Below are 12,484 nucleotides of genomic sequence, written 5' to 3'. Positions count from 1 at the left end.
CCGGCTCGAACTTCCCCCGCTCGTCCTCGCGGCGTCGCCGCGCTAGCGCTCCGCGCGCCCTTCGCGCGGGGTACCGCTCCAGCGCAGGTCGGCGACGATGGGGAGGTGATCCGAGCCGAGATCCGGGCCGAGCCACGCGCGCTCGGTCGTCCAGCCAGGCCCGGCGAGCACGTGGTCGATCCGGACGCCAAACCAGCGCGTGCGCTTCGTCGCGCCGAACCCCAGGCCGGCGCGCGAGAACGCGTTCTCGAAGCCTGCCCAGAAGCGCCGGTAGATGGCGCTGTCGACCGGCATGTTGAAGTCGCCGGCGACGACGACCGGATAGGGCGCCTCGTCGACCCACTGCCGCGCGAGCTCGGACTCCCAGACACGCAATGCGATGACGCGGTCGTGCTCCGCTGCCTGCTTCCACAGGCCGTGGATCAGCGCCTCGATCGCCTCGCGGGGCGTCTCCAGATGCAGGTTGAGGAAGCTGAAGACACGGGTCCCGCGCGGCTCTTCCGAGCTCGGCCGCAGCGCGTCCGGCAGCGCGATCGCGTAGCGCAGGATCGCGCCGTGGCCGCCTTGATTCCAGACGTCGCGGCGATCCCTGGACTCGACCTTGAGGAGAGGGTGCCGGCTCACAAGGCACATCCCGGTATCGACGTGGACGGACCATCCTGGGAATGCTGCGTTCAGCTCCGGCTCCGACGCCGAGCACTCCTGCAGCGCGAGCACGTCGGGCCGGGTCTCGGCCACGAAGCCCTTGAGTCGATCGATGTTCATGGCGCGGCTCCCCGTGTTGAAGGAGGCGACGCGCAGATCGGGGCTGTCGGCGCCTCCGGTAAGGGCCCGGAGCGAGAGCGTGAAACCGAGGATCGGCCCGGCCACGATCGCCGATGCCAGCGCCGCCGGGAGGAGAGCGCGGCGCTGTACGAGGAGCGCGGCGGGCACGATCACGAGCAGAGGGACGGCGACGATCTGGCGCGGGCCGAAGAGGAAGAGCGTCCCTGGCCACCACCGGTCGCCCACGATCGGCAGGGCGAGCCAGATCGATGCGACCGCGAGGAGGTAGAGCACGGCGACGGCGAGCACGACGAACCGGAGCCGGCGCCAGCGTGGTGGGGATGAAGGACGCCTGGCGGATTGCGGTTGCGGCTCGGACGACGCATCCCTGGATGGCTCGCGGTGGCGCATCGATGTTCCTCCGTCGGCGTGTAGGGTCTGTCTCGACGCGCGGGGGCGGCGACGAACGCACTCAGCCTCACCGGCCGGGCGCGCCGGCCGCGTCCGCTGGCGCCGCCTCGTTCACAAGCGTGATGGACTTCGCCGGCTCTCCTTCTCCGCCGCCTTCTTGGCGGGAGTCCTCTTCTTCGCCGCAGCCTTCTTCTGCGGTGTTTCCTTCGCCGCTGCCACCTTCTTGACGGGAGTCCTCTTCTTCGCCGCGGCCTTCTTGGCGGGAATCCGCTTCTTCGCCGCGGCCTTCCCCGCCGCAGCGGCCGTCGCCTGCGCCTCTCGCTGGCTCGCCGCCGCACGCGCTGCTGGAGCGCTCGTCTTCATCGGCTTCCCTGGCCCCTCCGGCACCAGCGCCGCGCCATCCAGCGACTGCAAAGCCCGCTTCGGCGCCACCGCGCGGTAGCTCTCCTCGATCCACTCGAGCATCATCGCCTCGGGCACGCGGTCCTTCGGGCCGAAGCGCGCCGTCACCCAGCCGCTCTTGCCGAGGTTGTACCCCGTGGGCTCCGCGAACGGCAGCATGAGCGCGGCCTCGCCCGACTGCGGGAGCTTGGCCGTGACATGGAGCTTCCCTTCGTGGGTGTTGAGGAAGACGAAGATCTTCCCGCGCACCTTGGCGACACGGTCGCCCCAGGGGAACTCCTCCACGGCCCCGGGATAGGCCAGCGCGGCGTCGCGCAGCCTCGCAAGGATGGGCGTGAACCTCGCGTCGTCCCGGCGCGTCGTCATCCGGCGAGCGTAGAGCGCTCGCACGACCTCGTAAAGCCGGAACGGCGCCTGCTCACAGCCCGCTCGAGAGCTGATTTCTCCGGTGTCATGAGGTAGGGTGGCGCCCTGCAGGAGCACGCTATCCCAATGTTTTCGCTCGAGAACCGCGTTCAGGAGTACGCCTGGGGCTCCCGGGACGCCATCGCGACGCTGCTCGGACAGCGCCCCTCCGACAAACCGCAGGCCGAGCTCTGGATGGGAGCCCACCCGGCGGCCTCCTCGTGCATCGAGCTCGACGGAAGCCGAGAGCGCCTGTTCGACGCCATCTCCAGGCACGCAGACGCCTTCCTCGGCGGACCGACGCGCGAACGCTTCGGCGCTCGGCTCCCCTTTCTGCTCAAGGTGCTCGCGGCCGACCAGCCGCTGTCGCTGCAGGCACACCCGGACGAAGCGCAGGCGCGCCGCGGGTTCGACGCGGAGAACGCCGCCGGCGTCCCGGTCGACGCCCCCGAGCGCACCTACCGCGACCCGCACCACAAGCCCGAGCTCATCTGCGCGCTCACCCCGTTCGACGCCCTCTGCGGTTTCCGGCCGGCCACGGCCCTGCCGGAGGTCTTCGAGCTCCTCGCCGGCGGCCCAGGGGACGCGCTCGTCCCGCGCGGCGCCGATGTGATCGACGCGGCCGCGGTCGCGCGGCTCGTCCAGGGCCTGCTCGCGCTCGAGCCGGCCGCCCGGCGCGGGCTCGTGTCCTCGGTGGTGGAGGCGTGCCGCGCGCGCGCCCAGGCGGGCGGATGGCTCGCGCGGGCCGCCGGCTGGGCGCTCCGCCTGCACGAGCTCTACCCGGGCGACGTCGGCGTCGTGATCGCGCTCCTGCTCAACGACGTGCACCTCGAGCCGGGCGAGGCGCTGTACCTGCCGCCGCGCCGTCTGCATGCCTATGTGCAAGGGGTCGGGATCGAGATCATGGCGAGCTCCGACAACGTGCTGCGCGGCGGGCTCACGCCGAAGCGCGTCGACGTCGACGAGCTCGTTCGCGTCCTCGATTTCGCGCCGTGGTGTGTCGAGCCCATCGTGCCGCGCCAGGTGGGCGTGGAGTCCTTCTATGACACCCCGGCGCCGGAGTTCCGGCTCTCCCGCATCGACCTCGACGCCGCGGCCCCCTGGAGGACCGATGACCGCCGAGGCCCGGAGATCGTCCTCTGCACCCGGGGACAGGCCTCGCTGGTCGACGCGCGCGGCGCTGCCCGCGAGCTCCGCCAGGGTGGCTCGATCTTCGTCCCGTTCTCGTCGGGAGGCTACGCCATCGAGGGACACGGCCAGCTGTTCCGGGCCACCGTCGGCCTCTGAGGCCTCTTTCTCTCCTCATCGAACGACAGCGCCACGCGCGCGCATCGCGCTATCCCAGGGCGTCCTCGTGCCGGACGCGCACGAGGCGCACGCCGGACGGCGTCCGGAGCAGCGTATCCCACCACTCCGAGCCCGCGAAGCGATAACGGATCTGCACCCCGAGCGCCGTCCCGTCGCCGAGCGCGCGGCGGGCGAGGGCGAGCCCGTCACCCCCGCTTCCGGCCCGCGGCAGATCCCCGGCGCGGGCAGTCGCACCGCCCTTGAGCGACACCGAGACGAGCTCCGCGGCCTCGGCGAGGTCGAAGAAGAGCTGATCGAGGGTCGCCTCGTCGAGCACCGCTTCCTGCAACGGCGGCAGCCGGATCTCGGGCGCGCTCTCCGTCTCATCCACGGTGTGGAGCTTCATGGCCTGTCCGCTCCCATGCTCGGCGGCGGCCACGCCGAAACGGGCCTCGGCGCGCGCTGATCCAGCTCGGCCGAAGGCGCGTGGCACTGGGTGCAGCTCTGCCGGTAAGGGTGGGTCGAGCGAATGCCCAGGGCGCCATGGACGCCATGGCAGCTCGCGCACTCCGAGCGCATCAGCGTCGGGTGCGGGATCGTGGGCGGCGCGCCCTCGTAGGCGCGGGCGCCTCGCCGCGGCGACGGCATGCCAGCAAAGGTGTTGTCGGGCGGAGGCGGCGTCTCCGCGAGCGGCCTCGGGTCGGCGCCGACGACATGGCACTGCGTGCAGCTCTCGTAGCGACGGTGGCTCATCCTCGGCGCGGTGAGGTTCGCGACGCGCAGCCCGCGCTCGTGGCACGCAAGGCAATCCGGGGCGCCGAGCTGCTCGATGCGATGCGGGATCGTGGGCGGCGCGCCGTCGTAGGCGCGGCGGGAAGCGCGCCGCTCGAGCGCCGCCTCGCGATCGGCCTCCGACTGCTCGACAGGCGCGTAGAGATCGGCGTCCGCCGCCTCGAGCCGGGCGAATGCGCCCTCGTACATGCCGGCGTTCGGGCCGTGCGCGCGCTCGCGCATGTCGGCGTAGCTGCGCGCCTCGACGCTCGCCGAGGGCGGAGCGGGATCGCCGCGCAGCTCGGCGACCCCCTGCTCCGTGCCGCGGACTCCCGAGAAGTAGCCCGCCGCCGCGACAGCGACGATCGCGGCGAGGCCGACGTGCAGGCCGCGGGCGTCCTTCATCGCGCCTCTCCCCGCTTGCCCTGCGGCCTGCGGCGGATCCTGACCGCGCACTTCTTGTAGTCCGGCTGCTTCGAGAGCGGATCGTACGCCTCGAGCGTCGCGCGGTTCACCATCACGGTCTCATCGAAGAACGGCACGAACACCGTGCCAGCCGGCGGCGCGCCCCGGCCCTCGATCCAGACAGGCAGCTCGAGCGCGCCGCGCCGGCTCTCCAGGATGACGACCTCGCCGTCGCCGACACCGAGCCTCCGCGCGTCCTCGCGGTTCATCTCCAGGTACGATTGCGGCATCGCCCGCTGTAGCTGGGGTATCCTCATGGTGAGCGACCCCGTGTGCCAGTGCTCGAGGACGCGGCCCGTGCACAGCCAGAAGGGATACTCCGCGTCGGGCGACTCGGGCGGCGGCTCGTAGGGGTGAAACCAGATGAGCGCCCGGTCGTCCTTGGTCACCGAGTGGTAAAACTGGATCTCCTCCTTCGTGGCATAAGGGTCGTCGAACCGCGCGAAGCGGAACCGCGTCTCCCGCCACGAGCCGTCGGGCTGCTCGACGACGGGCCAGCGCAGGCCCCGCGCCTTGACGTACTCGCGGTACGGCGCCAGGTCCTTGTGCTTGAACCGGCTGAACTCGCGGTACTCCTCGAAGAGGTGCTCGTCGACGTTGACGTCGTGGTAGTGCTTGTAGTCCCAGACCGGCACTTCCTTGCCGTCCTTCCGGATGTCGAACAGGAAACGGCCGTCCTTGTCCTTCATCCCGGCGAGGCCCATGTCGTGGAGCTTGCGCGCCACGGCGATGATCTGCCATGCATCGTCCCGCGCCTCGCCGGGCGGCTCGACCATCTTGAACCACTGCTGCGTGCGGCGCTCGGAGTTGCCGAACATCCCGTTCTTCTCGACCCACATGGCCGAGGGCAGGACGAGGTCCGCGGCGCGCACCGTGGCCGTCGGGTAGACGTCGGACACGATCAGGAACTTGCCCGGGATCTTGCGGCTCGCGTCGAAGAGCTCGTTCGTGTTCGGCAACGACTGGCCTGGATTGGTCACCATGACCCAGATGGTGTCGATGTCGCCCCCCTGCTCCTTCGGGGTCGAGAAGCGCTTCCAGAGCTCGACCGTGTGGTAGCCGGGCTTCGGGTTGATCCGCCCCTCGGGCAGGTTCCAGAGGTGCTCGGCCTCCTTCCGGTGCTCTGCGTTCGTGACGACGAGGCCGCCGGGGAGCCCGTGGGCGAGCGTGCCGACCTCGCGCACCGTGCCGCAGGCCGACGGCTGGCCCGTCAGGCTGGTCGGGGCGTCGCCGGGCTTGCCGAAATGGCCGCTGAGCAGGTGCACGCCGTGCACCAGATCGTTGATCGCGGTGCCGCGGGTGTGCTGGTTCATCCCCATGCACCAGAGGCTCGTGATCCGCAGATCGCGGCGCCCGAAGAGAGCCGCCAGCATCCGGATGTCCTTCGCGGCGACGCCCGAGATCGCCTCCACCCGCTCCGGCGTGTACTCGGCGAGCGCCATCCTGTACTCCTCGAAGCTCATCGGCTGCCCCTCGAGGGTGGGGTGCTCCGTCCGCTTGCGGAAGTTGCAGAACCTGTCGACGAACGCCCGGTCGAACGTCCCGCGCTCGACGAGCAGGTGCGCGATGCCGTTCGCGATCGCAAGATCGGTGTTCGGCTTGAAAAACAGCGTGTGCTGGCAGAAGGCCGAGGTGCGGGTGCGCCGCGTCGTGAGATCGATGAGGAGCACCTGCTCGCCCCTCGATCGCCGGTCGACGACGCGCGAGAAGAGCACGGGGTGCATCTCGGCCGGGTTGTTCCCCCACATGAGGAGCACATCGCACCTGTCGAGATCCTCGTAGCAGCCGGCCGGCTCGTCCACGCCGTAGGTGGAGAGGAAGCCTGTCACCGCCGATGACATGCAGAGGCGCGCGTTCGGGTCGATCTGGTTGTTCCCGAGCCCCGCCTTCACGAGCTTGTTCGCCGCGTACCCCTCGGGGATCGTCCACTGGCCGCTGCCGTAGAGCGCGAACCCCGCCGGGTTCTGCATCGCGCGCCGCGCGACGATCGCGATGGCCTCGTCCCAGCCGATGGGCTCGAGCTTGCCGTTCCTGCGGAGCAGCGGCTTCGTGAGCCGGTCTCTGCCGTAGAGGGCGAGGCCGACGTGATACCCCTTCACGCAGAGCAGGCCCTTGTTGACGTCCGCGCTCTGGTCGCCCGCGACCGCGACCACGCGGCCCCCTCTCACGCCCACCTGCACGTGGCAGCCGGTGCCGCAGAACCTGCACGGCGCCTTGTTCCAGACCACATCGGAGGCGGTCCCCGCCCCGGGCGCCGCCTGGGCGGCGGCGATGCCGTCCTTGCCCAGCGCGAGCCGACTGGCGGCCACGGTCGCCGCGCCCATCGCGGAGCACCTCAGAAAATCGCGGCGATCCATCATGGCTCCAGATCCGAGAAGTCGACCGAGACCACATCGACGAAGTCCACCCCGTCGGTGCAGAGCACCCGCTCCACGAGCTCTTCCCCCGCGAGCAGGGTCGCTGTCTCGGCGATCGCGGGCAGCCTCGAACCACACGGCGGACCGAGCGAGAGCGCCGCCTCTGCGGCGAGCGAGCGACGCGCCCGCGCTCGCGCGCTGGGCTCATCGGAGAGCGTGATGACAAGAGCACTGATGGGCATCGGCACGCCTGATTGGGGTTGATCGGGGGATATGATCGAGCGGGTCGAGCGCCACATCGCAAGGTCCACGCCACACGAGATCGTCGCCGGGAGGCCCGTCCATCGCGGCCTGCGTCCTGCGCCTCACCGGAGATCCATGGCGCGCGCGGACCGCGGGGCAGCGCAAACGGTGCGTCCCGGACGCGCGCCCTGCATCGCGCGGAGCCGCGGGCCGCGGCGCCGCCCCGGACGCGCGCGATGGCACGTGGCGTGCGATGTGAATCGCGCCGTGCACTCCTCTCTTCGTCTTCCCGGGGCCGCCGCGGTCCTGGGACTCCTTTGCGTTGCGCACGCGGCAGGCTGCCAGGATCGCGACCAGCCGCTCGCGCTGCGCCCCGCGCTCGAGGCGACGCCGATCGCCTCCGCGAGCATCCACCACCCTGACAAGCTCTCCGGTGTCGCCACGGACAAGCGGGACTCGCTGGGCCGGCCGATCCGCGCGGCGTGCGTGACGTGCCATTCGCTCCGCAGGCCCGGTGCGCTGCCGACCTCGACGGCGGAGCTCGACGAGTTCCACGTCGGGCTGAGGTTCGAGCACGGCGGGCTGAGCTGCGCCTCGTGCCATGTGATCGGCGAGCAGGACACGCTGCGCAAGGCCGATGGCACGCTCCTCGCGATGCGCGACGCCATGCAGCTCTGCGCCCAGTGCCACGGCCCCCAGCTCCGCGACTACGCGAACGGGGCGCACGGCGGGATGAACGGCAGTTACGCGGGCGGCGCGCGGGTGCGCAACCACTGCGTCGACTGCCACGATCCGCACGTGCCGGCGTTCCAGCCGTCGATGCCCGTCCTGCCCCCGCGCGACCGCTTCGTGGAGGCGCGCGGCGCAGGAGAAGGAGCCCACCGATGACCCAGACATCCAGGCGCGTCGCGCTCAAGGTGCTCGGAGCCACGCTCGGCGCCTCCGCGTTCGCCCGCGCGATGGAGCCGCTCCGCGCGTGGAGCAAGGACCTCTCGCTCGATCAGTTCCTTCAGCGCCATTACAAGGAGCTCACGAGGGATGAGCTCGCCGAGGTCATCGACCGCCTCGAGCGAGAGACGCGCGAGGAGTACGGCCGCGAGGTCACGATCCGCGACGTCCGCCCGCAGGAAGGGGTGCAGTTCGGCTACGCGCTCAGCCTGAGCGTGTGCATCGGCTGCCGCAAGTGCGTGGAGGCGTGCCACGTGGAGAACAACCACGATCGGCGCACGAACAACTCCTACATTCGCGTGCTCGAGATGGATCAGGGCAGCTTCGACATGGAGAAGGGCGACGCGACGTACGAGCACGCCGTGCCCGCGAAGGGCAAGTACTACCTGCCGGTGCAGTGCCAGCAGTGCGACAACGCGCCTTGCGTGAAGGTCTGCCCCGTCCAGGCGACCTGGAAGGAGCCCGACGGCATCGTCGCCGTCGATTACAACTGGTGCATCGGCTGCCGCTACTGCGAGGCCGCCTGCCCCTACCACGCGCGGCGCTTCAACTGGACGAAGCCCGAGATCCCCGCGGACGAGATCAACCCGGACCAGGGTTACCTGTCGAACCGCATCCGGCCCCAGGGCGTCGTCGAGAAATGCACCTTCTGCCTGCATCGGACGCGCGAGGGCCGGATGCCCGCCTGCCTCGAGGCGTGCCCCACGGGCGCGCGCGTCTTCGGCAACCTCCTGGATCCGAAGAGCGAGATCCGCTGGGTGCTCGAGAACAAGCGGATCTTCATCCTCAAGGAGGAGCTCGGCACGCGGCCGCGCTTCTTCTACTTCTTCGACGTCTGAGCGAGCGGAGCCACGATGGGCAAAGACACCCACTCCATCACCTACCCGCGCTTCCTGCTCCGGGTCGTCGGCCAGAGCTTCGAGGGCTCGTGGCGCTTCTACCTCTGGATGACGGTGCTCACGGCGATCGCGCTCGTCGGCGCGAACGCCTGGGCCCACCAGCTCGCCGAGGGCATGCGGGTCACCGGCATGAGCGACCACGTCTCGTGGGGCCTTTACATCGCGAACTTCACCTTCGGCGTGGGGCTCGCGGCGGGCGCCGTGATGATGGTGATCCCGGCGTACCTCTACGACGACCACGAGATGCACGACGTCGTGATCCTCGGCGAGCTGCTCGCGATCGCCGCCATCGTCGTGTGCCTCCTGTTCATCGTGGCCGACATGGGGCGCCCGGACAGGTTCTGGCACATCGTGCCCGGGCTCGGGCGGTTCAACTGGCCTATCTCGATGCTGACCTGGGACGTCATCGTCCTGAACGGGTACCTGTTCATCAACCTGCACATCTCGGGCTACCTCATCTACACGAGGTACCTGGGCAGGAAGCCGGACAGGAAGTGGTATCTGCCGTTCGTGTTCCTGTCCATCGGCTGGGCGGTGTCGATCCACACGGTGACGGCGTTCCTCTACTCGGGCCTCGGCGGCCGCCCCTTCTGGAACTCGGCGCTGCTCGCCCCCCGCTTCATCGCCTCTGCCTTCATCACGGGCCCGGCCTTCGTGATCCTGCTGCTCCAGCTCGTCGCCCGGCTGACCCGGTTTCGCGTGGGCGACGGGCCGATCCGCACGCTCACCTCCGTGCTCCGCGTGACCGTCCTGCTCAACCTGTTCATGCTGGGCTCGGAGCTCTTCACGTCGCTCTACACCGGCGGCGCGCACAGCACCGCGGTGACCTACCTGTTCTTCGGCCTTCACGGCAAGAGCGCGCTCGTGCCGTGGATCTGGTCGGCCGTCGCGCTGAACGTGGCCTCCGCGGCGCTCCTGCACCTGCCGGCGAGCCGCGGGAGCCGCGCCTACCTCAACGCGGCCTGCGTCGCCGCCTTCACCGGCGTCTGGATCGAGAAGGGCATGGGCCTCATCATCCCGGGCTTCGTGCCGAGCACCCTGCACGAGCTCGTCGAGTACGTGCCCTCGATGGCCGAGTGGAAGATCACGGCGGGCATCTGGGCCGTCGGGTTCATGGTGCTCACGATCGCCATCAAGGTCGCGCTGACGGTGCTCACCGGCGAGATGTCGGTCGAGCCGCGCTCCGGCGACACCCGCGCAGACGAGCACGCGCCGCCGCTCGCGCAATAGCGCTGCTGCGTGGGGTGGCGCGCCGCCGGACACATCTCGGGCTCGTCGCGCTGGGCTTCCGGCCTGAGCCGGAGAGGCCGGCGACGCGTCCCGGGTGGACAGCTGAGCTCGCGGCGCTGCCCCGCTCACTCCACGACGATCGCGACGGAGGCCGGCAGCGCCCCGATCTCCGCCGTGACCACGCCATCCTCGTACGAGAAGGGCACCACGCGATCTTCCTCGAAGTCGATCGACGCGACAGTGACCTGCGTCGGGCTCGCGTCCACGGGGAAGCTCACCGTCACTCCCACCTGCTCCACCACGCCTGCGCTGTACTCGTGGTTGATCACGTGGAGCACGGTGCGGCCGTCCGCGAGCCGCACGAGGTTGTGGCTCATCTTCTTCTCGCCGGCGCACGCCTCGGGCTGCTCGGCGGACGCGCACTCCTCGAAGGAGAGGGTCACGGGCCCCGTGACGTCGGTGGCTCCGTGGTACAGCTCCTCGTGGGACTTGTAGAAGTCGCGGAAGCGCGCGAAGAACTCCATCATCTCGAGCGCGGTCGCCGTGCTCTCGTCCGTCGTCGTGTGCAGCGGCAGGGCGAAGTACAGGCCGTTCGCGTAGGCCTCCGCGGCGAAGACGCGGAAATAGTCCTTCCGCTCCTCCAGCGGGAGCCCGTAGTAGCGGTTCATCATGTCGTTGGGCCAGTCCAGGAACAGCATCAGGGGGACTTCCTTGCCGCCGACGAGCTCTTGAACGCGCTTCGAGCGCGCCTTGAGCCCCCGCAGAGCAGTCTGGAACGACACGGTCCCGTCGAGGTGCCCCTCCACGACAGGCACCCAGTTCATGCCGCGCGGGCCGCCGCCGTCGATGTTCCAGTCGTACAGGCCCACGCTCTGCAGGTCGACGAACGGCACGATGCCGTTCGACGAGATGAAGATCTCGCGGCCGTGCTGCTCGCGCGCATAGCGGCGGAGCTCGAGCACGACCTCCTGCCAGTAGACGAGCGCCGGATAGACCTCGACGAAGGTCCCGAGCTGCGGGTCTGGACGGTTCCCCACCGTCCGGCCCCACTCCTCGACGAGCAGCTCGTTCCCGCTGTCGAAGGGCTTCGCCACGGCGTTCACGCGCCGGAGATACCCGCGGAAATCGAAGCCTCTCCCGGCGGTCTCGAGCGCTCCTCCGCAGTCGAGCCCGTCCTCCGGGAGGAGATCGAACCCCTGCTGCCAGCCCGCCGGCCGGCCGCCGTGCTTGCGACAGAGGTAGTTGCCGAAGTCCGCGACATGGTGGTCGTCGAACCCCTCGTTGCCGTCGTACTCCGCGCCCCCGTAGCCGCCGTTGATCTCGTCGAAGTTCAGCCCGTCGACGCCGAGGTCGATCTGGAGCTTGCCGATCTCGACGAGCCGCGCGCGGTAGCTCGGGGACGCCATGCTCGACCGGTGGGCGCCTGGCACGATCTGGTCGTGGGCGACGAGCTCGCCCGCGGCGTCGCGCGTGGTCTGCTCCAGAAACTTCTCCTCGCTGTCGACCTCGTCCTCGAAGACGATGGACGCGGTGCTGCCCGCGACGAAGCGGATGCCGCGCTCATGGCAGCTCGCCAGGTACTCGGCGTCATAGTCGTCGGCCTGGATCCCGGTGTCGCGCCAGCGCTGCCACGCTCTCGGCACCATGTCCGGGGCGAGCTCCAGCACCTGGGGATCCGCCTCGTCCACCTCCACCTGGCTGAACGCGAACACCGTCAGCTCCGACGTGTCGAACGTGCCGAACACCTCCGGGTGGATATCGGGCATGACCGGCGTGATCTCGCCTCCACCCCCCTCTCCCCCCGCGCCGGTCGCCGTGGTTGCGCCCTCGCCGCCCGCGCTCCCGCTGGACGCGGCCGTGCCGCCGGTCCCCCCGGCGTCCGGATCCGAGCTGCACGCGCTCCCGGCCAGGGCGCCGGCCATCACCATGCACGTCAGCAGCCCGGACCAGCCTGATCTCCCGATGCGGGCCGCGCGGCCCCGGTACCCACGCGCCGAATCCCCTCGACGCCCGGCGCCGCCCGCGATCCCGTCTTTTCGATGAGTTGCCATGGGCACAGGAGGAGTTCGCGCCCTTCGCCATGTCAAGGTTGCCCGGCCTCACGGCACGAAGCTGACACAGTCGGGGCTTTTCAGACAACAACGTCAAATTCCAGCATCACCGCTCGCTCTTCATGGTTGAATTCCGCACGCACCGAACGCTGCTCCGCCGACTGGCGGCCTTCATCGCCCCCTACGTCGTCGGCGCCGCGCTCTCGGCTTCCCACGGTCCCGCATTCACGATTTGCTCTTGACGGAGACG

At 70.0% G+C, this 12,484-nt stretch carries 12 protein-coding genes; 4 read left to right on the top strand and 8 right to left on the bottom strand.

Going from position 1 to position 12,484, the window contains the following annotated elements:
* Nucleotides 1-42 precede the first annotated feature (42 nt).
* Complete coding sequence (locus tag ACSRUE_RS24870) at nt 43-1,074, bottom strand: endonuclease/exonuclease/phosphatase family protein (RefSeq protein ID WP_441285762.1); 1,032 nt, start codon at nt 1,072-1,074, stop codon at nt 43-45.
* A 213-nt stretch (nt 1,075-1,287) separates the two neighbouring features.
* Nucleotides 1,288-1,944: an MmcQ/YjbR family DNA-binding protein gene (locus ACSRUE_RS24865; protein ID WP_441285761.1), complete on the bottom strand. Its 657-nt coding sequence runs from the start codon at nt 1,942-1,944 to the stop codon at nt 1,288-1,290.
* 126 nt (nt 1,945-2,070) lie between these two features.
* Between ACSRUE_RS24865 and manA the strand changes: the two genes are divergently transcribed.
* Entirely contained in the window at nt 2,071-3,270 is a 1,200-nt protein-coding gene (gene manA, locus ACSRUE_RS24860) for a mannose-6-phosphate isomerase, class I (RefSeq protein WP_441285760.1), read from the top strand.
* A gap of 49 nt (nt 3,271-3,319) precedes the next feature.
* Here the strand turns inward: manA and ACSRUE_RS24855 are convergent, their stop codons facing one another.
* The 4 genes from ACSRUE_RS24855 to ACSRUE_RS24840 are packed head-to-tail and all read right to left on the bottom strand — an operon-like array spanning nt 3,320 to nt 7,105.
* Nucleotides 3,320-3,676 (bottom strand): hypothetical protein, encoded by a 357-nt coding sequence (locus ACSRUE_RS24855; protein WP_441285759.1) that lies wholly within the window; start codon nt 3,674-3,676, stop codon nt 3,320-3,322.
* Nucleotides 3,673-4,446, bottom strand: coding sequence for a nitrate reductase cytochrome c-type subunit (locus tag ACSRUE_RS24850; RefSeq protein ID WP_441285758.1), 774 nt, complete (start codon nt 4,444-4,446; stop codon nt 3,673-3,675). The genes ACSRUE_RS24855 and ACSRUE_RS24850 overlap by 4 nt, the downstream gene beginning before the upstream one ends.
* On the bottom strand, nt 4,443-6,866 hold the full coding sequence (locus tag ACSRUE_RS24845) for a molybdopterin-dependent oxidoreductase (protein WP_441285757.1): 2,424 nt from the start codon (nt 6,864-6,866) through the stop codon (nt 4,443-4,445). The genes ACSRUE_RS24850 and ACSRUE_RS24845 overlap by 4 nt, the downstream gene beginning before the upstream one ends.
* Nucleotides 6,863-7,105: a hypothetical protein gene (locus ACSRUE_RS24840; RefSeq protein ID WP_437766671.1), complete on the bottom strand. Its 243-nt coding sequence runs from the start codon at nt 7,103-7,105 to the stop codon at nt 6,863-6,865. The genes ACSRUE_RS24845 and ACSRUE_RS24840 overlap by 4 nt, the downstream gene beginning before the upstream one ends.
* 268 nt (nt 7,106-7,373) lie before the next feature.
* Here ACSRUE_RS24840 and ACSRUE_RS24835 point away from each other — a divergent pair, with 268 nt between their 5' ends.
* Genes ACSRUE_RS24835 through dsrP form a run of 3 tightly spaced genes read left to right on the top strand, consistent with a single transcriptional unit; the run spans nt 7,374 to nt 10,183 of the window.
* On the top strand, nt 7,374-7,994 hold the full coding sequence (locus ACSRUE_RS24835) for a hypothetical protein (RefSeq protein WP_437766670.1): 621 nt from the start codon (nt 7,374-7,376) through the stop codon (nt 7,992-7,994).
* On the top strand, nt 7,991-8,893 hold the full coding sequence (locus tag ACSRUE_RS24830; RefSeq protein ID WP_437766669.1) for a 4Fe-4S dicluster domain-containing protein: 903 nt from the start codon (nt 7,991-7,993) through the stop codon (nt 8,891-8,893). Before ACSRUE_RS24835 ends, ACSRUE_RS24830 begins: the two co-directional genes overlap by 4 nt.
* A gap of 15 nt (nt 8,894-8,908) precedes the next feature.
* Nucleotides 8,909-10,183 (top strand): sulfate reduction electron transfer complex DsrMKJOP subunit DsrP, encoded by a 1,275-nt coding sequence (gene dsrP / locus ACSRUE_RS24825; protein WP_441285756.1) that lies wholly within the window; start codon nt 8,909-8,911, stop codon nt 10,181-10,183.
* Between the two features lie 125 nt (nt 10,184-10,308).
* On the opposite strand, the gene ACSRUE_RS24820 is transcribed toward dsrP, so the two are convergent.
* Both ACSRUE_RS24820 and ACSRUE_RS24815 read right to left on the bottom strand, forming a co-directional pair.
* A complete protein-coding gene (locus tag ACSRUE_RS24820; protein WP_441285755.1) occupies nt 10,309-12,105 on the bottom strand; it encodes a hypothetical protein in 1,797 nt (598 codons plus the stop codon).
* 209 nt (nt 12,106-12,314) lie between these two features.
* Entirely contained in the window at nt 12,315-12,449 is a 135-nt protein-coding gene (locus ACSRUE_RS24815; protein WP_437766666.1) for a hypothetical protein, read from the bottom strand.
* Between the last annotated feature and the right edge of the window lie 35 nt (nt 12,450-12,484).

The organism is Sorangium sp. KYC3313, from assembly GCF_052075895.1.
Classification (GTDB): domain Bacteria; phylum Myxococcota_A; class Polyangia; order Polyangiales; family Polyangiaceae; genus Sorangium; species Sorangium cellulosum_B.
The sequence above is the reverse complement of the archived record's forward strand: the minus strand, read 5'-3'. Positions and strand labels throughout refer to the sequence as shown.

What these genes read in the sequence shown, in the direction of transcription:
- ACSRUE_RS24840 (WP_437766671.1), bottom strand. Translation starts at nt 7,105, where the DNA reads ATGCCCATCAGTGCTCTTGTCATCACGCTCTCCGATGAGCCCAGCGCG.
- ACSRUE_RS24850 (WP_441285758.1), bottom strand. Translation starts at nt 4,446, where the DNA reads ATGAAGGACGCCCGCGGCCTGCACGTCGGCCTCGCCGCGATCGTCGCT.
- ACSRUE_RS24830 (WP_437766669.1), top strand. Translation starts at nt 7,991, where the DNA reads ATGACCCAGACATCCAGGCGCGTCGCGCTCAAGGTGCTCGGAGCCACG.
- ACSRUE_RS24820 (WP_441285755.1), bottom strand. Translation starts at nt 12,105, where the DNA reads ATGGCCGGCGCCCTGGCCGGGAGCGCGTGCAGCTCGGATCCGGACGCC.
- manA (WP_441285760.1), top strand. Translation starts at nt 2,071, where the DNA reads ATGTTTTCGCTCGAGAACCGCGTTCAGGAGTACGCCTGGGGCTCCCGG.
- dsrP (WP_441285756.1), top strand. Translation starts at nt 8,909, where the DNA reads ATGGGCAAAGACACCCACTCCATCACCTACCCGCGCTTCCTGCTCCGG.
- ACSRUE_RS24855 (WP_441285759.1), bottom strand. Translation starts at nt 3,676, where the DNA reads ATGAAGCTCCACACCGTGGATGAGACGGAGAGCGCGCCCGAGATCCGG.
- ACSRUE_RS24845 (WP_441285757.1), bottom strand. Translation starts at nt 6,866, where the DNA reads ATGATGGATCGCCGCGATTTTCTGAGGTGCTCCGCGATGGGCGCGGCG.
- ACSRUE_RS24865 (WP_441285761.1), bottom strand. Translation starts at nt 1,944, where the DNA reads ATGACGACGCGCCGGGACGACGCGAGGTTCACGCCCATCCTTGCGAGG.